Origin of the sequence: Arcobacter pernae (assembly GCF_049472135.1) — a bacterium.
In the GTDB taxonomy this organism is placed as follows: domain Bacteria; phylum Campylobacterota; class Campylobacteria; order Campylobacterales; family Arcobacteraceae; genus Arcobacter_B.
The window spans coordinates 191,794-211,604 of record NZ_JBMOVV010000002.1; the positions used below are offsets into that span (position 1 = coordinate 191,794).

Annotated in this window: 19 protein-coding genes; 17 read left to right on the forward strand and 2 right to left on the reverse strand. The window is 29.4% G+C overall.

The window, feature by feature from the left end:
• Nucleotides 1-27: 27 nt before the first annotated feature.
• Both ACH5BF_RS03470 and ACH5BF_RS03475 read left to right on the forward strand, forming a co-directional pair.
• A complete protein-coding gene (locus tag ACH5BF_RS03470; RefSeq protein ID WP_423272755.1) occupies nt 28-2,220 on the forward strand; it encodes a sensor histidine kinase in 2,193 nt (730 codons plus the stop codon).
• Nucleotides 2,221-2,222: 2 nt separating this feature from the next.
• Nucleotides 2,223-2,873: a response regulator transcription factor gene (locus ACH5BF_RS03475; protein ID WP_423272756.1), complete on the forward strand. Its 651-nt coding sequence runs from the start codon at nt 2,223-2,225 to the stop codon at nt 2,871-2,873.
• Here ACH5BF_RS03475 and ACH5BF_RS03480 read toward each other — a convergent pair.
• Entirely contained in the window at nt 2,870-3,388 is a 519-nt protein-coding gene (locus ACH5BF_RS03480; protein ID WP_423272757.1) for a GNAT family N-acetyltransferase, read from the reverse strand. The two genes, ACH5BF_RS03475 and ACH5BF_RS03480, sit on opposite strands and share 4 nt — an antisense overlap.
• Nucleotides 3,389-3,591: 203 nt before the next feature.
• Here ACH5BF_RS03480 and ACH5BF_RS03485 point away from each other — a divergent pair, with 203 nt between their 5' ends.
• From ACH5BF_RS03485 to ACH5BF_RS03535, 11 genes are all read left to right on the forward strand, one after another.
• Entirely contained in the window at nt 3,592-4,659 is a 1,068-nt protein-coding gene (locus ACH5BF_RS03485) for a TRAP transporter substrate-binding protein (protein ID WP_423272758.1), read from the forward strand.
• 126 nt (nt 4,660-4,785) lie between these two features.
• Entirely contained in the window at nt 4,786-5,382 is a 597-nt protein-coding gene (locus tag ACH5BF_RS03490) for a TRAP transporter small permease subunit (protein WP_423272759.1), read from the forward strand.
• Nucleotides 5,379-6,752, forward strand: a complete 1,374-nt coding sequence (locus ACH5BF_RS03495; protein WP_423272760.1) for a TRAP transporter large permease — start codon at nt 5,379-5,381, stop codon at nt 6,750-6,752. Before ACH5BF_RS03490 ends, ACH5BF_RS03495 begins: the two co-directional genes overlap by 4 nt.
• Nucleotides 6,753-6,984: 232 nt before the next feature.
• A complete protein-coding gene (locus tag ACH5BF_RS03500; RefSeq protein WP_423272761.1) occupies nt 6,985-9,825 on the forward strand; it encodes an FAD-binding and (Fe-S)-binding domain-containing protein in 2,841 nt (946 codons plus the stop codon).
• 71 nt (nt 9,826-9,896) lie between these two features.
• Nucleotides 9,897-10,721, forward strand: a complete 825-nt coding sequence (locus ACH5BF_RS03505) for a SurA N-terminal domain-containing protein (protein WP_423272762.1) — start codon at nt 9,897-9,899, stop codon at nt 10,719-10,721.
• A 39-nt stretch (nt 10,722-10,760) separates the two neighbouring features.
• Nucleotides 10,761-12,188: an Asp-tRNA(Asn)/Glu-tRNA(Gln) amidotransferase subunit GatB gene (gene gatB, locus ACH5BF_RS03510; protein ID WP_423272904.1), complete on the forward strand. Its 1,428-nt coding sequence runs from the start codon at nt 10,761-10,763 to the stop codon at nt 12,186-12,188.
• A gap of 11 nt (nt 12,189-12,199) precedes the next feature.
• Nucleotides 12,200-13,096 carry an NAD(P)H-dependent glycerol-3-phosphate dehydrogenase gene (locus tag ACH5BF_RS03515; protein WP_423272764.1) on the forward strand — a complete coding sequence of 299 codons (897 nt, stop codon included), beginning with the start codon at nt 12,200-12,202 and terminating at the stop codon, nt 13,094-13,096.
• Nucleotides 13,097-13,154: 58 nt separating this feature from the next.
• On the forward strand, nt 13,155-13,877 hold the full coding sequence (locus tag ACH5BF_RS03520) for an energy transducer TonB (protein WP_423272765.1): 723 nt from the start codon (nt 13,155-13,157) through the stop codon (nt 13,875-13,877).
• An 8-nt stretch (nt 13,878-13,885) separates the two neighbouring features.
• A complete protein-coding gene (locus ACH5BF_RS03525; RefSeq protein WP_423272767.1) occupies nt 13,886-14,425 on the forward strand; it encodes a MotA/TolQ/ExbB proton channel family protein in 540 nt (179 codons plus the stop codon).
• Nucleotides 14,409-14,807: an ExbD/TolR family protein gene (locus ACH5BF_RS03530; RefSeq protein ID WP_423272769.1), complete on the forward strand. Its 399-nt coding sequence runs from the start codon at nt 14,409-14,411 to the stop codon at nt 14,805-14,807. The genes ACH5BF_RS03525 and ACH5BF_RS03530 overlap by 17 nt, the downstream gene beginning before the upstream one ends.
• A 20-nt stretch (nt 14,808-14,827) precedes the next feature.
• The gene (locus ACH5BF_RS03535; RefSeq protein ID WP_423272770.1) at nt 14,828-15,523 is read left to right on the forward strand and encodes an ABC transporter permease; all 696 of its coding nucleotides are present in this window, start codon (nt 14,828-14,830) and stop codon (nt 15,521-15,523) included.
• Here the strand turns inward: ACH5BF_RS03535 and ACH5BF_RS03540 are convergent.
• Nucleotides 15,520-15,867 (reverse strand): winged helix-turn-helix transcriptional regulator, encoded by a 348-nt coding sequence (locus ACH5BF_RS03540; protein ID WP_423272771.1) that lies wholly within the window; start codon nt 15,865-15,867, stop codon nt 15,520-15,522. The genes ACH5BF_RS03535 and ACH5BF_RS03540 overlap by 4 nt on opposite strands.
• A 109-nt stretch (nt 15,868-15,976) precedes the next feature.
• On the opposite strand from ACH5BF_RS03540, the gene ACH5BF_RS03545 reads away from it, so the two are divergent.
• The 4 genes from ACH5BF_RS03545 to chrA all read left to right on the forward strand — a co-directional run bounded on the left by ACH5BF_RS03545 (nt 15,977) and on the right by chrA (nt 19,811).
• On the forward strand, nt 15,977-16,966 hold the full coding sequence (locus ACH5BF_RS03545; RefSeq protein WP_423272772.1) for a YhdH/YhfP family quinone oxidoreductase: 990 nt from the start codon (nt 15,977-15,979) through the stop codon (nt 16,964-16,966).
• Between the two features lie 60 nt (nt 16,967-17,026).
• A complete protein-coding gene (locus tag ACH5BF_RS03550; RefSeq protein WP_423272773.1) occupies nt 17,027-18,259 on the forward strand; it encodes a glutamate-5-semialdehyde dehydrogenase in 1,233 nt (410 codons plus the stop codon).
• Nucleotides 18,259-18,585 carry a putative quinol monooxygenase gene (locus ACH5BF_RS03555; protein ID WP_423272774.1) on the forward strand — a complete coding sequence of 109 codons (327 nt, stop codon included), beginning with the start codon at nt 18,259-18,261 and terminating at the stop codon, nt 18,583-18,585. The genes ACH5BF_RS03550 and ACH5BF_RS03555 overlap by 1 nt, the downstream gene beginning before the upstream one ends.
• Before the next feature lie 65 nt (nt 18,586-18,650).
• Entirely contained in the window at nt 18,651-19,811 is a 1,161-nt protein-coding gene (gene chrA / locus ACH5BF_RS03560; protein ID WP_423272775.1) for a chromate efflux transporter, read from the forward strand.

The following is a 19,811-nucleotide window of genomic DNA, read 5'->3' on the forward strand; positions in this document are numbered from 1 at the left end:
TATAATGGCTAAATAGAAGGGTTTTTAATGATTAAATTTATACTATTTAGCTTACTAATAATAAATTTCTTATATGCAAATAATTCAAAAGAAGTGTTATTACTTCACTCATATCACAAAGGATATATTTGGAGTGATGACATTTCTAAAACTATTGAAAAAAAGCTTGATAAACACAATAATATTGAACTAACTACTGTTTATATGGATACAAAACATATCGCTGATCCAATATATTTAGATAAATTAGCAGCTTTATATAAAGAGCAATTTAAAACAAGAAATTTTGACTTAATTATTGCAAGTGATAATAATGCTTTTGATTTTGTAATAAGGTATCATAACTATCTTTTTAAAGAATTACCTGTACTTTTTTGTGGAATAAACAACTTTGATCAAGCCTTACTTGATGAAAACAATATGAAAAAATATATGACAGGTGTTGTTGAACAAGTAGATTTAGAAAAAAACTTTAAATTAATAAAAGATTTACATCCAAATATCAATAAACTTCTAATTATAAATGATAGATCGAAAACAGGTTTAGCTGTAAAAAGAGACCTAAGAAATATCATAAAAAAGTACAAAAAAGAGTTTAAAATTGAGTATGTAGATAAAATGGAAATCAAAACTCTAAAAGACAAAGTTTCAAAACTTGGAGAAAATGATGTCATTTTATTTGTACTTCTTTTTAAAGATACAACTGGGAAATACTTCACTTATAAACAAAGTTTTTTAGAGATAAAAGCTGCTAGTAATGTACCTATTTATGGTCTTTGGGACTTTTATTTAAACTATGGAATAGTTGGTGGGTTATTAACATCTGCTGTTGCACAAGGTGAATCAGTAGCAAAAATGGCAATGGATGTTTTAAATGGTAAAAATATAAAGGACATCCCTGTAATTGATAAATCACCAAATAGATATATGTTTGATTTCAATGAACTAAATAGATTTAATATTGACGTTGACAATCACTTAGATGATTATATTTTAATAAATGAACCAAATGCTGTTTATAGAAAATTTATAAAGTTTATAGTTTTAGCAATAGTTGTTATTATGGTACTTAGTATTATTGTTGTTATTTTAAGAGCAAATATTAAAAGAAGAAAAAAACTTGAACTTGCTTTATCAAACCAACTTGAATTTGATAAAGTTTTACTTGATACTATTCCTAATCCAATCTATTATAAAAATGTTGAAGGTAAATTTTTAGGATGTAATTTAAGTTTTGCAAACCTTGTAAACAAAGATAGAAATGAGATTATTGGGAAAAGTGCTTTTGATTTTTTCCCATATGAAGTTGCACTAAAAAATACAAATATCGACCAAGAACTAATGCAAACATTTAGTACTAGTACTTCAGAGTTTACATTTTATACACCATCAAGTCATATGAAGCACATAATTTTAAATAAAGCTGTTTATAAAAACATTGATGGAAGTGTTGGTGGAATCGTATGTATTATGGATGATATTACAGAAAGAGTACAACAAAAACAATTTTTAATTCAACAAAGTAAATTAGCTGAAATGGGTGATATGGTTGCAGCAATTGCTCATCAATGGAATGAGCCTCTAATAGAATTATCTGCACAAGTTCAAGATATTCAGACTTCTTATTTATTAAATGAATTAAAAGATGTTGATGTAAAAGATTTTGTAAATGACTCAATGGTTCAAATCAAATATATGTCAAAAACATTAAGTGACTTTAGAAACTTCCTAAAACCTTCTACAAAGAAGAAACTATTCTCAATTTCAAAAGCCTTAAATGAAATAAATGAGATTATTGGGAAACAAATCTTTTACTCAAATATCAATATGAAGTTCAACTATAAAAATGAGAATGAAGAGCTTTTAATTTATGGTTATGAAAACGAATTTAAACAAGTTTTATTAAATTTAATTAATAATGCAAAAAATAAAATTCTTGAAAGAAACAATGACCACAACAATAAAGGTAATATTGATATTAATATACAAAGAGATAAAAATTATAATATAATAGAAATATGTGATGATGGTGGAGCTATTGAAGATAAAATCATAAACTCTATTTTCCAACCTTACTTTACAACAAAAAAAGATGGTACGGGAATAGGTCTTTATATGGCAAAGGTAATTATTGAAGATAAAATGAGAGGTTCAATTACAGTAAGAAACGATCATGAAAATGTAATCTTTACTATAAAACTTCCTCACAAAAAGGTTTGAAAATGAAAATTTTACTTTTAGAAGATAATAAAAAATTAAATGAAACAATAAAAAAAAGATTAAAGCTAAAAGGTTATTCAGTAGAGGCTTATACAGATGGTGCTGAAGTTTATGAAAAAATCACAGATGGATACAGCTGTTTTATTTTGGATATTAATGTTCCAAATGTAGATGGGATTAAAATTCTTAAAAAAATTAGAGAGTTTTATGAAACTATACCTGTGATTATAATATCTGCAAGTGTTGAACTTGATGTAATAAAAGAGTCTTATGACTTTGGATGTAATGATTATTTAAAGAAACCTTTCTTTATTGATGAGTTAGAGATTAAAATTGAGAAGTTATGTAACATTCAAGATGAATACTTACATTTTGACAAAGATTGTTATTTTGATTATAAATCATCAACAGTTGTAATTGATGGGGAAGATTATAGACTAACAAAAAAAGAAAGACTACTAATGAATCTTTTTTTAACTAAAAAAAATCAGGTTTTGTCATATGAAAGTATTGAAAATTATGTATGGGAAGGAAGCTTCGCTTCTTTAGAATCTATAAGAAGTTTAATAAGAAGACTAAGAAAAGTTCTCCAAAGAGATTATATTCAAACAGTTGTAGATACGGGATATATCTTTAAAACTGAGACTAACTAAAGTCTCAATGAAGCATTCATTTTAGAGTATAAATCTTCATACTCTTTTTTTGAAAGCTTTTCTTTATAAGATAGAAAAAGAAGTTCTAAACTTTCATCTTCTTCTCTAAAAGGCACTTGATAGTGTTTAAACTCATTTACTACAAAATCTAACTTTTCATAAAACTTCAATCTTTTTTTACTAACTTCATCATTTAAAAGCTCTATTTCTAAAACTACCTTACTATTCTTTTCTAAAAAATCTTTTAAAATCTTTGAACCATAAGACTTACCTCTTTGATTAATATCAATGGCAAAATGCTCGATAAATACATACCTATCAAAAACCCAATAAAAAAGTATTGCCACTAATTTATTCTCATCAAAATATCCTAAAGTTTTGTAATTTATATTTTTTTCTATACATTTTTGTTCTTTTAAAATTCTCTTCTCATTTTGAGGAAAAGAGTAATCATAAAGAGCCCAAGCCTCATCAAAAAAAGCACTATTTTTTAAATTTTTACTAACTAAAAGCATTAAAAATCCTAATTTCATTTATACTAAATGTGAAGTTTATCAAAAGATTCTTAGTTTATAATTTAAAGAATTATATAAACACAAAATAAAAATTTTTCTACTGAATTCTACATAAAAATTACATTTTGACAGCAAAAATATCATATCATTATCATTTCTAAAGGTTAGAATTTAGACATAACAAATCAAAGGAGAGAATGATGATGTTAAAAAAGACAACAAAACTACTTTTAACTTCTGCATTAATTGCAGGTTTAAGTACAGCTGCTGTAGCAAAAGAAAAAGTTTATAAATGGAAACTTGCAACTACTTGGGGTTCAACATTAACACCATTTATTGATGCGCCACAAAACATGGCAAAAATGGTTGAAGAAATGTCTGACGGTAGACTACAAATTAGAGTTGATGCTTCAAATAAACATAAAGCAGCTCTAGGTATCTTAGATATGGTAAAAGGTGGTCAATATGATATGGGTCACTCTGCATCATACTACTGGAAAGGTAAAGATATCAATACAATGCCATTTAGTACAATGCCATTTGGTATGACTACACCTGAGCAATATGCATGGTTCTACCACGGTGGTGGAATGGAACTTATGAAAAAAGTTTACAAAAAACACAATGTATTATCTTTCCCTGGTGGATCAACTGGAAACCAAATGGGTGGATGGTTTAGAAAAGAAATTAATACTGTTGAAGACTTAAAAGGTCTTAAAATGAGAATTCCTGGATTTGCTGGTGAAGTAATGGCAAAATTAGGATTAACAGTTACTAATATCGCTCCAGGTGAATTATATACATCACTTGAAAGAGGTACTTTAGATGCATTAGAGTGGGTTGGACCTGGAATGGATATCAAAATGGGATTCAACAAAATTGCACCTTACTACTATACAGGATGGCATGAGCCAGGATTAGATTTACAATACCTTGTAAATGAAAGAAAATTCAAGAAGTTACCAAAAGATTTACAAGAAATCTTAATTACAGCTATGAGAGTTTCTGCTTATGATATGTATATTCAAAACTACCACATGAGTTCTGAAGCTTGGGCAAAAATTGAAAAAGATTTCCCTAACATCAAAATCAAAACTTTCCCTAAAGAAGTTATGGATGCTATGAAGAAAGCAAATGCTGAACTTAGAGCAGAAAAAACTAAAGATAACCCATTATTAAAAGAGATTTTAGATTCTCAAGAAGCTTACCAAAAGAAAGCTAGAGAGTGGACTAAAATGTCTGATTACTTATACTTAAAAGACAACTTATAAGATATATGTTATAACTCCTCTTTATGAGGGGTTATATTCTTCAAAATGAACTTAATTAATGGGTAATGTAAATATATATGGGAAGCTTATATTTATATGACCTATTCATGAATCAAAAGGATTTTTATGCTGTTAAAACTAGAAAAAGCATTTGATAAATTTGCTGATACTATAGGATATATTACTGCATTTACAATGGTGCTAATGATATTAAATGTATTCTATGATGTAATTATGAGATACTTTTTTAATACAGGAAGTATTGCTATGCAAGAGATGGAGTGGCACCTATTCTCTGTAATTATTCTTCTAGGTATTGCTTATACATTAAAAGAAGATGGCCATGTAAGAGTTGACTTAATCTATGATAGATTAACTGATAAGAAAAAAGCAATCATTAATATGGTTGGTGTAGTTACATTTATTTTACCAATTGCTTTACTAATTGGACTTGGTTCTATTGATTATGTAATTGAATCTTATACATCAAATGAACAAAGTGGTGATCCAGGTGGATTAACAAATAGATGGATTGTAAAATCACTTATTCCTTTATCATTTGCCTTATTAATTATCACATCTATTGGATTCTTTATTAAGAACCTAAATATTTATAAAGGTTTACACCAATTCAATGAAAGTGGTTTAAAAAGTGAAATTGATCACTTAAGACAAGATATTCAAGACCACAAACACAATATCGAAGAAGGAGATAAAAAATGATTGGTATTATAATGTTCTTTACTGCATTGTTTATGCTTCTTCTTGGATTTCCAGTAGCATTTACATTTGCAGCTGTTTCTGTAATATTCGGACTTATTGCAGGTATTTATGAAGTTATGTCTTACGCTGATGAGGGTGCAGAATTTATGCCATTAATTCTTGATGGTTTAGATGAAGGTATTGCAATGTTCGACTTTATGCCATTTAGAATTATGTCTATTATGCAAAACACAATTTTAATGGCTGTTCCTATGTTCATCTTCATGGGTATTGTTCTTCAAAAAACAGGTCTTGCTGAGAGATTACTAGAATCAATGGGATTCTTATTTGGAGAGCTTAGAGGTGGAGTTGCTATTTCAACTGTATTAGTTGGTGCATTACTTGCAGCTTCTACTGGTGTTGTTGGGGCTTCAGTTGTTGCAATGGGTGTTATTTCACTTCCTGTAATGATGAAATACAAATATAATGTTCCACTTGCCTGTGGTACTATTTGTGCATCTGGAACACTAGGTCAAATTATTCCTCCTTCAATTGTATTAATTATCTTAGGAGATGTATTCCAAGTTCCTGTTGGTGATTTATTTAAAGCTGCTGTATGGCCAGGTTTAGCATTAGTTGGTGCTTATATCCTATATATTTTAGTTATGGCATTTATAAATAAAGACATGGCACCTGCAATTCCAGCTGATCCTGCAAGAGGTTCAAAAGGTAAACAAGTTGTTAGAGCTTTAATTGATATTATTCCATCATTAACACTAATTTTATTAGTACTTGGTTCAATTTTTGCAGGTGTTGCAACACCAACTGAATCTGCAGCTGTTGGATGTTTAGGTGCAATTGGATTATCATTACTTTACAGAACATTTACAGTAGGTATGGTAAAAGAGGCTTCTTTAGAGTCTGTAAAAATTACATCTATGGTATTTGGTATCCTAATTGGTGCAACTGCATTCTCAATGGTATTCTCTTACACAGGTGGAGAAGAGATTGTTGAACACTTTATGTTAAGTTTACCAGGTGATGAGAAATGGGGATTCATTATCTTTACAATGATTGCAATCTTAATCTTAGGATTCTTTATTGATTTCGTTGAGATTTCATATATTATTGTTCCTATTTTAGTTCCAATTGCAATGAACTTAGATATTAACCCTGTTTGGTTTGCAATCTTAATTGCGATGAACTTACAAACATCATTCTTAACACCGCCATTTGGATTCTCGTTGTTCTACTTAAAAGGTGTTGCACCAGCAACAGTTAGAACAATTCAAATCTATAAAGGTGTTATTCCATTTATTTTAATACAAATAGTTGTATTACTATTAGTTGCATTCTATCCAGAGTTCTTTGGTATAAATCCAAATAACTAGGGCTTTAATTAAAAGTAAAAGGTTAACTCCTTTTACTTTTTTAAATAGGAGTTAACCTATGAAAAAAGAGTTAAAAAAACTAATCTCAAATATCATCTTAAAAGTAAGTGATAAAATGTTTGGATTTATTGATGATCCACAACAAAGAATCTATACAGTACCTCGCCTTGAATAATAGCTATCCTTTTTATTAAAAAAAACTATATAATACAAAACTACTAAAGGATACAAAATGTTAGAAGGTAAATACCAAGATTTTTATAACAAAATTAGCTTAGAAATTAAACAAGAGAATATTTTTACAGATAAGTTACATACATTAGCGTATGGAACAGACGCATCTTTTTATAGGTTAATTCCTAAAATTGTAATCAAAACTGATAATGCAGATGAAGTTCATAAAATTGTTACTTTAGCAAGTGATATGAATTTAAGTGTAACATTCAGAGCAGCAGGAACTTCTCTTTCTGGTCAAGCAATTTCTGATTCTATTTTAATCATTACATCAAGAAAATTCTCAGATTTTAAAATTGCTGATGATAAAAGTACTATCTCACTTCAACCAGCATTAACAGGTGCACAAACAAATAATCTATTAGCACCATATGGTAAAAAAATTGGTCCTGATCCAGCTTCTATTAATGCAGCTATGATTGGTGGTATTGCAGCAAATAATGCTTCTGGTATGTGTTGTGGTATTTCTCAAAACTCTTATAAAACACTAAAATCTATGAAATTAATTTTTGCTGATGGAGCAAGACTTGATACAGCTTGTAGTGAAAGCAAAGATGCCTTTAGAAAATCTCATGGAGAGTTTTTATCTGCACTTAAAGATATTGCAAATGAAACTAAAGCAGATGAAAAACTAACAGCTTTAATAAATAAAAAATTTAAAATAAAAAATACATGTGGATACTCTATAAATTCACTTGTTGATTTTGATGATGAGTTTGAAATTTTACAACACTTAATCATTGGTAGTGAAGGGACTTTAGCTTTTATAGAAGAAATTACTTACTATACAGTTGAAGACTTAAAAGATAAAGCAAGTGCTTTAATTTACTTCAAAGATGTAAAAGAAGCATGTAATGCAGTTACTAAACTAAAACTTGCAAGAGAAGCTAAAACTATTGTTGTTGATGCCGTTGAACTAATGGATAGAGCAGGTCTAGCTTCTATTGAAAATGACCCTGCAATGCCAGAATTCATAAAAGATTTTGATAAAGATGTAACTGCTTTATTAATTGAAACAAGAGCTATAAATGATAAAGAGCTTGATATTCAAATTTCTCAACTTGAAGAGTTACTTGAAGAGTTTGAAGTTGTAAGAGATATTTACTTCACGAAAGATATTGAAGAGTATACACTTTACTGGAAAATAAGAAAAGGTTTATTTCCTGCTGTAGGAGCTGTAAGAAAAGTAGGAACAACAGTTATTATTGAAGATGTTGCTTATCCTATTGAGTGTTTGGCAGAAGCTACTTTAGAGCTTCAAGCACTATTTAAAAAGCATGGGTATAAAGAAGCATTAATCTTTGGACATGCACTAGAGGGGAACTTCCACTTTGTATTTACTCAAGATTTCTCAGATGAAAGAGAAGTTAAAAGATATGATGAGTTTATGAATGATGTAGTTGATTCTGTTGCAGTTAAATACCAAGGTAGTTTAAAAGCTGAACATGGTACTGGTAGAAATATGGCTGCATTTATTGAAGTAGAGTGGGGTAAAACTGCTTATTCGATGATGAAAAGAATCAAAGAATTATTTGACCCTAAAGGTTTATTAAACCCTGGTGTTATTATCAATGATGATGCTCAAGCACACCTTAAAAACCTAAAAGCAATGCCTGCAACAAATGAGATTGTTGATAAATGTATTGAGTGTGGTTTCTGTGAACCTACATGTCCATCAAATGATTTAACTTTAACTCCAAGACAAAGAATAGTAATAAATAGAGAAATATCTGCTCTTGAAAGAGAAGGTAAGTTTGAAGAGGCAAAAGAGTATAAAGATTTATATCAATATGATGGAATTGAAACATGTGCAACATGTAGTTTATGTTCAACAGCATGTCCTGTTAAAATTGATACAGGAAGTTTAACAAAACACTTAAGAGCTGAGCAAAATAGTGCAAGAGCAAATGGAGTTGCTAACTTTGTAGCTAATAATTTCTCTACTACACTTACTGGAATGAAAGTTGGACTTCATGGTGCAAATCTAATACACAAACTTGTAGGAACTGCGAGTATGGAAAGTATTACAGATACTATTCGAGACTGGACAAAAGGTAAAAGTGCGAAATGGTCTACATCAATGCCAAAAGCAATTACAATTGATACAAAATTTGAACAAAAATCAAGAGATAAAAAAGTGGTTTATTTCCCTTCTTGTATAAATAGAACAATGGGTAGAAGTTCTGTATCAAAAGAAAAGAAAGAGCTATTTGATGTAACTGTTGAGCTACTTCAAAAAGCACAATATGAAATCATTTTCCCAGAAGACTTAGGTAATTTATGTTGTGGTATGCCATTTAGTTCAAAAGGCTTTAATGATGCGTCTAAACAAAAATCACAACAATTAGAAAAAGCCTTATTAAAAGCAAGTAAAGATGGAGAGTACCCAGTTCTTTGTGATACAAGTCCATGTACTAAAAAAATGATGGAAAGCTTTGATAGTAATCTTGATATTTATGAACCAATTGAATTTGCTTTAGAGTTCTTAACAAATGATTTAGAATTTACACCTATTGATGAGCCTATTACAATTCATACCACTTGTAGTTCAAGAAAAATGGGATTAGAAACAAAATTTAAAAAACTTGCAACTTTATGTTCTACAGAAGTAATTATTCCTGCTGATGTACAATGTTGTGGATTTGCAGGAGATAGAGGGTTTAATTTCCCTGAACTTAATAAATCTGCATTAAGAAACTTAAAAACACAAACAGCAGGTGCTAAAATGGCATTTTCTACTTCTAAAACTTGTGAGATTGGTTTAAGTGATGAGTCAGGATTAGACTATAATTCAATCTTTTACCTAATAAACAAAGTAACAACTGCTAAAAATTTATAATCTTTTTTTAGTCAAAACAGATATTTACCATTTTTTTGGTAAAATGTCTGTTTTATTAAAAAGGATTTTTGATGTATAAACTTTTATTATCCCTTCTAGTGGGCTATTCGCTTAGTTTTGCTGGTATCATAAATGGTATTGCAATCACAGTAAACGGTGAGCCTATAACTCTATATGACATTGATAAAACAATGGTTCAAAAGAATCTATCAAAAAATCAAGCTGTAAACTCGCTGATTGATGAACTATTATTTGAACAACTTGTAAAAAAGCATAATATCTCTGCTGATGTATTTGATGTAAATAATTATATTGAAAAATTAGCTGCTTCAAATGGTATGGATGTTTACTCTTTTAAATCAATTGTAAGACAACAATATAGTGATTACGAAGTTTTTGAAGAAGAAGCTAAAAAAGCTGTAATTAGACAAAAACTAATAGAAAAACTAGTTAAAGGTCAATTAAAAATTGCAAATGAAGAAGATTTAAAAATCTACTATGATAACAATCAAGCGCAATTTACAACTGCAAAAACAATAGAAGTTATTCAATATTCATCAAAAAATAGAAATGCTTTAATTAGTACTATTAAAAATCCTTTACTAGTATCAAAAGAGGTAGTAAGAAACTCAATTAGTTTAGAGAGTTCAAAACTTAACCCTCAAATGCAATTTCTTTTAGATAAAACTAAAACAAAAAGCTTTACACCAATCTTTACAGCAAATAGAGCTTATAACACTTTATATGTTGCACAGAAAAAAGGTACAACAGTTTTAGATTTTGAAGTTGTAAAAGGTAAAATCTTTAATGATATTATGAAAATCAGAGAAAAAAAATATTTAAAAGACTATTTTGAAAAAGAAAGATTAACAGCAAATATTAAAATAGTAAGATAAAACAGGAAAAAATAAAAAGGATAAAAACTTATGTCAGATATGTTTGAAGTAATTATTGGTTTAGAAGTACACGCTCAGTTAAATACAAAAAGTAAACTATTTTGTTCATGTGCAACAAGTTTTGGAGAAGAACCAAATACTAATGTATGTCCAACATGTTTAGGATTACCAGGGGCTTTACCTGTACTAAATAAAGAAGCAGTTCATAAAGCTATTATGTTAGGTACTGCTTTAAAATCACAAATAAATAAAAAATCTATTTTCAATAGAAAAAATTACTTCTATCCAGATTTACCAAATGGATACCAAATCTCACAATTTGAAGTTCCTGTAGTTGGACTTGGTGAATTAGTTATTGATTTTGAAGATGGTACAAGTAAAAAAATTGGTGTTACAAGAGCTCACTTAGAGAATGATGCAGGTAAAAGTATTCATGCAGGTAATTCATCTCAAGTTGACTTAAACAGAGCAGGAACACCACTTTTAGAAATCGTATCAGAACCTGATATGAGAAGTGCTGAAGAAGCTATTTTATATCTTAAAAAACTTCACTCAATTGTAAGATACTTAGGTATTAGTGACGCAAATATGCAAGAAGGTTCATTTAGAGCAGATGTTAACGTATCTATTAGACCAAAAGGTGATGATAAGCTATACACAAGATGTGAAATCAAAAATATGAACTCATTTAAATTCATCGAAAAAGCAATCAAATATGAAGTAAACAGACATATTGAAGCTTGGGAAGATGGTGTACATGATACAGAAATCGTTCAAGAAACAAGACTATTTGACCCAGAAAAAGGTGAAACTAGATCTATGAGAGGGAAAGAAGATGCTGCTGATTACAGATACTTCCCAGACCCAGATTTATTACCTGTAATTATTACAGATGAAATGATGGAAAAATATTCTGAGATTCCAGAACTTCCAGATGAGAAAAAAGCTAGATTTGTTAACGAATTTGGTATCAAAGAGTATGATGCATCTGTTATTACAGCAAACTTAGAGACTGCAAACTTCTTTGATGAGATGATGAATGAAGGAATTTCTGGTAAAAATGCCGCTACATGGTTAACAGTTGAGTTACCAGCAAGATTTACAGAAGGAATGAGTTTAGAAAACTCTCCAGTTCAAGCTAAAAAATTAGCAGAAATTGTAAAAGCAATTGAAGATGGGACAATCTCAGGTAAAGCAGCAAAAGAAGTACTTGATTTCTTAATGGAAAAACCAGAAGTTGAAGTAGATGCAGTTATTGATGAACTTGGATTAAAACAAGTATCTGATGATGGAGCTATTTTAGAGATTATTGATGGTATCTTAGCTGCAAATGAAGATAAAGTAAATGAATACAAAAGCGGTAAAGAAAAACTATTTGGATTCTTTGTAGGTCAAACTATGAAAGCATCTAAAGGTAGTGCAAACCCAGCTAAAGTAAATGAGTTACTAAAACAAAGATTATCATAAGAAAGGCATAGATGAGTAAAAATTCAATAGCAGTAATTGGTGCAGGTAAATGGGGTCAAGCCTTACACTATGCACTATCTCAAAATCAAAAGTGTTTAATCACATCAAGAACAAAAAGAGAGATTGAGAATTTTGTTGATTTAGATACTGCTTTGGATTGTAATTATCTTGTGATAGCGATTCCTGCCCAAGAAATAAGAGCTTGGTTAAAAAATAACTTCAAATTTAAAGGTCAAAAGATTCTTGTTGCTTCAAAGGGTATAGAGGCAAGTTCGGGAGAGTTTTTAAATGAGATTTATGCAGATTTTGTGCCTGAAGAGAATATTGGTTTTATCTCAGGGCCATCTTTTGCAGCAGAAGTTATAAAAGGTTTACCTTGTGCTTTAGTTTTAAATTCATCATCAAAAGAGCTTTATGATGAGTTTGAACCTTTCTTCCCTAACTTTATAAAAACTTATTACAGTGATGATGTAATAGGTGCTGAAGTTGCGGGAGCATACAAAAATGTACTTGCAATTGCTAGTGGTATTTGTGAGGGATTAAATCTTGGGAAAAATGCTCAAGCCTCATTAATCTCAAGAGGTTTAGTAGAAATGCAAAGATTTGGTAAACATTTTGGAGCTAAAAAATCATCTTTTGTTGGTTTAAGTGGAGCAGGGGATCTATTTTTAACTGCTAGTTCTACTATGAGTAGAAACTTTAGAGTAGGACTTGGTCTTGCTTCAAATAAAAGTTTAGAGACTATTTTAGAAGAACTTGGTGAAGTAGCTGAGGGTGTTAAAACAAGTGAAGCTATTTACAACCTATCTGAAACACATGAAATATATACTCCTATAGCAAAGGAAGTAAAACTAGTACTTGATGGGAAAAATCCCCTAGATAGTTTAAAAGACTTATTAAGTAATTAATAGTTTTTTAACACTTCTTTACTAAAATATGCCTAATCAAAAAAGAAAAACGGCAATTATGAACTTACAACTTTTTATAATATCTCTTTTATCTATTAGTACTATTCATTACTATTTATTTAGTATGGAAATACCCAAAAATAAAACTCTTCTCATTCAAGATGAAGTCATAAAAGAACATAAAGTAAATCTTCAAATGGCTCAGATAAAAAAAATTGAGAAAATAGAAAAAAAGCCTGAAACTAAGCCACAGTTGAAAAAAGAAGTTGTAAAAAAAATAGAAAAAAAAGAGATTAAAAAGCCTATCATAGAAAAGAAAATCATAAAAAAAGAGAAATCCAAAGAGAAAACTCAAAAAAAAGAGACTAAAAAAGTAGAGAAAATACAAAAGCCCCAAAAAGTCTCAGAAGAAATAAAGACTATAAAAGAAGTTAAAAAGGCACCATTAAAAACTATTGAAGATACACAAAAGATAAAAAAAGAACAAAATAGTCTAAAAAGTCAGTATCTAAATGCCTTAAGAGCAAAAATAGATGAAAACAAACACTACCCTAAAATCTCAAAGAGATTAAATGAACAAGGTATTTCTACAATCTCTTTTAGAGTTCTAAAAAATGGTACTTTTATAAATATAAAAATTCATACATCAAGTGGCAAGAAAAGATTGGATAAAGCTGCTTTAGAAGCTATTATAAGTACTAACTCATTTATGCCATTTAATAAAAAAATAAAAGCCTCATATATGGATATAATTATTCCTATTGAGTTTAAATTACAATAAGGACAGACATGCAATACTCATTAATTGAATATATACACTTAGGTGGATATGTTATGTATATTTTAGTATTTCTAAATATAGTAGGACTTACTATTTTACTTTGGAAATTTATTCAGCTTCAAATTGAAAAAAGAAAAGCACAAAAAATAGTAACAAATATATTTAATGAAGTTCAAAAAGAGCACTCAACATCTTTTAAATTTTTAGAAGATGAGATATATAACAAAGCCTCAAAATACTTACTTTCATGTGAAAGTGGTATGAATACAATTAAAATTATTGCAACTATTTCTCCCATCTTAGGACTTTTAGGAACAGTAATTGGTGTTTTACAATCATTTGAAACAATAGCTGCAACTGGTTTTTCAAGTGGAGCTAACTCTTTTGCCTCAGGTATTTCACTTGCACTTATTACAACTGTAGGAGGTCTTATCGTTGCACTTCCACATTATATAGGATACAACTATCTACAAGGTGCTTTTACTAAGCTAGAGGCTAAATATGAGTCTTTAATAGTGCATAGGATAACTCGTGAGAAGATTAGTTAAAAAAAGAGAACTAATTTCAATGGATTTAACACCACTTATTGATGTGGTGTTTCTACTTCTAATCTTTTTTATCGTTGCAAGTGAGTTTAAGAAGAATGAGACTGTTTTAAACCTATCTTTACCTTCATCACAAAGTAGTACTCAAATGGTTAAGAAAGAAGAGATTGTAATCGAAATTTCAAAAGATAGTCTTGCTTATAATACAAAAGAAATAGACTTTCAAGAATTAGAAGAGAGTTTAAAACAAGTAGATAAAAAAAGAGCTTTAATAGTTAGAATAGATAAAGAAGTAAAATATGAAAGAGTTGTAAAACTACTTGACTTACTAAATAAACTCTCATTATCAAACCTTCTACTAGTTACAAAAGAAGATAAAAAGTAAAGTTCCTTTACAATAAGTGCATGCAAACAATTCCTTTAATAAACTTATTGTATTTAACTTTACCATTATTTGTAGTTTGGTACTTTTATAAATCTTGGGTAGGTAATCAAACAGAGATTATATACGCAACCATTAGAATGGTTGTACAATTACTAGCAATAGGATATATACTATTAATTTTATTTGAGAATAAAGATTTATATATAGGATTTTTAGTAATTTCTTTTATGTTAATAGTTTCAACTTGGATTTGTATTAGAAATATAAAGAACAAAACAAAAAATGAATATCTATATATATTTATTTCATGTACAATTTCTAGTTTAGTTCATTTAATCTTAATACTATACTTTGTATTAGAATTAGTAAATATTTACGAACCACAGTATGTAATACCACTTGCTGGTATGGTCTTTGCAAATAACATGAATGGCCTATCTTTAGCTATTGAGAGATTTGAAAGTGATTACAATAGAACAAATGATTTTGAAGTATCAAGAAGAGATGCTTTCAAAGCTTCAATGATACCTCAAATCAACTCACTATTAGCAGTAGGATTAGTATCATTACCTGGAATGATGACAGGTCAAATCCTATCAGGAGTTGACCCATTGATTGCTGTTAGATATCAAATTATGATAATGTCAATGATATTATCAGGAACAGGACTTAGTATAATTATGTACTTTATTCTTAAGAAAAAAGCCTTATCTTAAGATTTAAATTTTTCCTTATGTATCTCACCCCATAAGTACATCTGTTTTAAAATAGGTTTTAAACTCTCTCCATATTTGGTTAATGAGTATTCAACCTTTGGAGGAACTACGGGATAGACTTCCCTATGAACTATTCCATCCTCTTCTAGTTCTCTTAATTTTTGTATTAACATCTTTTGTGTTGTTCTTGGAAGAAGTTTTTGTAATTCATTAAATCTTTTTTTCTCACTTCTTAAGTACCACAAAATTAAGATTTTCCATTTTCCTGCAAGTACATCAAGTGCAGTTTCTACTGGGCATTTATCAATACTTTGTTCTATGTTTTCATCTATTTTTTTAGTCATTTTAATACTCCATAGTATCTTTTTAGTAAGTACCTATCTTTTTTGTTAGTTCTTGCTCTTTAGATGTATTTTAGCTAAACTTTTAAAAATATCAAAACTAAGGATTAAAATGAAAGCATTAGTTGTAGAAAAAATAGCAGATAAAGAGTTTAACACTGAAGTTAGAGAAATATCAATGCCTAAATGTGCAGATAATGAAGTAATAATAAAAGTTAACTATTCATCACTAAACTATAAAGACGCATTAAGCTCAATTGGAAATCCAGGTGTTACAAGAAACTTCCCACATGTTACAGGAATTGACTTAGCTGGTGAAATTTATGAGTCAAAATCACCGATTTTCAAAGCAGGGGAGAGAGTATTAGTTACTGGTTATGATTTAGGAATGAACACAGATGGTGGACATGCTCAATATGTAAAAGTACCTGCTTCTTGGGTAGCTAGAACTCCTGATTCAATTACAGATAAAGAGATTATGACATTTGGAACAGCAGGATTAACAGCTGCACTTTCAATCAATGAGCTAATTGACAATGGAATAAAAGCAGAGACAGGACCTATCTTAGTAACAGGTGCAACAGGTGGAGTTGGATCTATTGCTGTATCTATTTTAAGTAAGATTGGTTATAAAGTTGTAGCTATTTCTGGAAAATCAGAAAAAGTTGATTACTTAAAAAGAATAGGTGCTAGTGAAGTTATTTTAAGAGATAATTTCAATGAAGAAAGCTCAAAAAGACCTCTTTTAGGTGAGAAATATGCAGGTGTTGTTGATACTGTGGGTGGAGATGTTTTAGCAAATGCTTTAAAGCTTATCAAATATGATGGTGTTGCCACTTGTTGTGGACTTACATCTTCCCATGAATTAAATACGAATGTATTCCCATTTATTTTAAGAGGTGTTAGACTTATTGGTATAGACTCAGTTGAGTGTAAATTAGAAAAAAAACAAGCCGCATGGGAAAAACTAGCGAGCAAGTGGAAAATTGAAAATCTAAAAAATATTACAAATGAGATTTCACTTGAAGAAGTTAAAAGTGCTTATGAACAATTACTTGCAGGTAAAGCTGTAGGAAGATATGTTGTTAAAATAAATGATTAAAAGAGTTAATAGCTAATTTTGATATAATATCCTTATTAAATTAAAATATAGGGATATGTAATGCAACAATTTTTAGAAGAGGCTAAAAAAACTAGCCGAACTATTGCAAACCTTAGTACTAAAACAAAAAATAGAGTACTAAACGAAATGGCTGATGCATTAATGGCACATTGTGATTATATTATTGACCACAATAGAAAAGATATGCATGAAGGAAATATGAATGACTTAAGTGAAGCCTTACTTGACAGACTTCTTCTTACAGGAGAAAGAGTTCAAGGAATGGCTGATGCAATTAGACAAATTGCTTCACAAAAAGAACCAGTAGGAAGACTACTTGATGGATGGGTTACAGAAGATGGCCTTAATATCCAAAAAGTATCTGTTCCTATTGGAGTAATTGGTATTATTTATGAAAGTAGACCAAATGTAACTTCTGATACTGCTGCACTTTGTTTTAAAAGTGGAAATGTTTGTGTATTAAAAGGTGGAAAAGAGGCACAGTACTCAAATAAAGCCATTGCAAATGTTTTAAGACAAGTTTTATCAAAAAACAAACTACCAGAACAAGCAATTTCTTTACTTCCAGACTCAACAAGAGAGGGTGTAGCCAACCTAATCAAACAAGATAAGTATGTAGATTTAATTGTACCAAGAGGTGGAGAAGCTCTAATTAGATATGTAAGCGAAAATGCTACAGTACCAGTTATCAAACATGATAAAGGTTTATGTCATATTTATATTGATAGAGATGCTGCACACAATAAAATTATAGATATTGCTTTAAATGCAAAAGTTCAAAGACCTGGTGTTTGTAATGCCATGGAAACACTATTAGTTCATCAAGAAATTGCCCCTTATATTTTACCTGGACTTTATGATGCATTTATGGAACATGGAACACAACTTAAAGGTTGTAAAGAGACTTTAAAACATTTAGATATTCAATGTGCAACTCATGAAGATTATGATACAGAGTATTTAGCAAATATTTTAAATATTAAAATAGTTCAAAATGTAGATGAAGCTATCGCACACATCTCAAAATATGGTTCAGGTCACTCTGAGTCAATTTTAAGTGAAAACTATACTGCTGTAAATAAATTCTTAGACAATGTAGATGCTGCTTGTGTATATGCAAATGCAAGTACGAGATTTACAGATGGTGGAGCTTTTGGACTTGGAGCAGAAGTTGGTATTTCAACGAATAAACTTCACTCAAGAGGACCAATGGGAATAAATGATTTAACAACATTTAAATATAAAATCTATGGAAAAGGGCAAACAAGATAATGTCAAAAAAAGTATATTGTATTGCATCATTTAAAGCAAAAGAAGGGAAAGAGCAAGAACTTATTGAAGTTTTACAAGGCTTAGAACCACAAACTACAAGAGAAGATGGATGTATTCAATACATAGTTACAAAACATTTTGAACATCCAAATGCTATGGGAAAATCTTTTCCTATAGTTTTTAATGAAATCTGGGCATCAAGTGAAGATTTTGAGCTTCACTGCCAAAAACCATATATTACAGAATTTTTTGAAACACACTGCGTAAACCCTGATGGTTTAGTAGAAGATTTCAATGTTTGTGTATACACTGACGAAGTAAACTAATTACAAATTGATTACAAACCTTTCTTAAAAAAAAAGATATAATCATATCTTTTTGAAAGGTTGTAATGAAAAATTACATTGATATATTCATAAAGTTTTTTACACTAGGGCTTTTTAGTTTTGGTGGTCCTATGGCGCATATAGGATATTTTAGAAAAACATTTGTTGAAAAACTAAACTGGCTTGATGATAATTCATATTCAAAAATCTTAGCTTTAAGTCAATTTCTTCCAGGACCTAGTTCCTCACAAGTTGGCTTTGCAATAGGACTTAAAAGAGGTGGTTTAATAGGTGCTATCACAGCTTTTGTTGCCTTTACTTTTCCCTCATTTATCCTTTTGTATTTTATAGCTACTTTTAATTTATCTTCTAGTCAAAATAGTAGTATCGAAGCTTTAATTATAGGCTTGAAACTATTTGCTGTTGTAGTTGTAAGTGATGCTATAATCTCTATGTTTAAAAGCTTTTGTAAAGACAAAATTACCTTAGCAATTTTTTCTGTAAGTTCAATCTTTCTTATTTCATTATCTTTTGTTTATATACAAATTTTAGTGCTATTATTAGCAGCTTTAATAGGATACTTTTTTGCAAAAGAAGAGTTTATTGAAGAAAAAGTTGAAACTATAAAAAATAAAAAGCTTCCTCTCATCATGTTTTTTGCACTTTTATTTATTCTTCCTATCTTTAGTTCAACTAGCATAGAACTTCAAATTATTAGCTCATTTTATGAAGCAGGTAGTTTAGTATTTGGAGGAGGGCATGTTGTACTTCCTTTACTTCAAGAAACACTAAAAGACTTAGTATCAAAAGATGACTTTTTACTTTCTTACTCTTTAGCACAAGCAGTTCCTGGACCTATGTTTACAATTGCTTCTTATTTAGGTTCAGCTATTTTAAAAGAGTCTGCACTTTTAGGAGCACTTTTAGCTACTTTAGCTATTTTCCTTCCAGGATTTTTATTGATTCTTGCGTTTTATGAAAGTTTTGAATCTTTAAGTAAAAAGTGTAGTATAAAAAAAGCACTTATTGGAATAAATGCAGCTGTAGTAGCCTTATTATTTGCCGTTTTAATAAATAGTGTAATACCTAGTGCTATTTACTCTATTTTTGATTTTTTGCTGGTTTTAATTGCCATATTCTTAATGAGAATGTATTCTATTTCAATCTTTTATTATATTTTAGCATTTATTGCTATAGGTTTTTTCAAGACTTTTTTTAGCTTCTAA